Consider the following 605-nt stretch of genomic DNA (forward strand, 5'->3'; position numbering starts at 1 on the left):
AGGCGCTGTAGCCGGCCAGCAGCGCCTCCAGGCGGGTGCCGCCACCGCCGAGGATCAGCGCCAGGTTGGGCTCGGCCAATGCCGGCAGGCGGATCGGCAAGCCGGCGCCGCGCAGCTCGCCGGCGAAGCGCTTCGGCCCGTAGGCCTCCAGTAGCTGCACCGCCGGCAGGTTGAGCGAGGTGGCCAGCGCCTCGCTGGCCGACACCGGGCCGCTGAAGCCGGCGGCGAAGTTGCCGGGACGGTAGTCGCCGTAATGCCGCGGCACGTCCTGCAGCAGCGACTCGGAGTGGATCAGCCCGGCGTCCAGGGCCATGCCGTAGAGGAAGGGCTTGAGCGTGGAGCCGGGCGAGCGCAACGCGCGCACCATGTCGACGTGGCCGAAGCGCGCGGCATCGCCGATATCCACCGAGCCGAGGTAGGCGCGCACCGCCATGCTCTGGTGCTCCACCACCAGGATCGCCGCCGAGGTGCGCTCGGGCAGACGCGCACGCCAGCCCAGCAGCAGGTCTTCCAGGCGCAATTGCAGGCCGGCGTCGAGGGTGGTGCGGATCAGCGGCGGGCTGCCGGCGCGGTTCAGCCGCCGTGCCAGCAAGGGCGCCAGGCTC

Annotated in this window: 1 protein-coding gene; it reads right to left on the minus strand. The window is 73.2% G+C overall.

The genetic code is table 11. The annotated features are described in order from the left end of the window. A partial coding sequence (locus N878_RS25040; protein WP_031304141.1) for a penicillin-binding transpeptidase domain-containing protein occupies window positions 1-605 on the minus strand: 605 nt, incomplete at both ends.

The organism is Pseudomonas sp. EGD-AK9 (assembly GCF_000465935.2).
Classification (GTDB): domain Bacteria; phylum Pseudomonadota; class Gammaproteobacteria; order Pseudomonadales; family Pseudomonadaceae; genus Aquipseudomonas.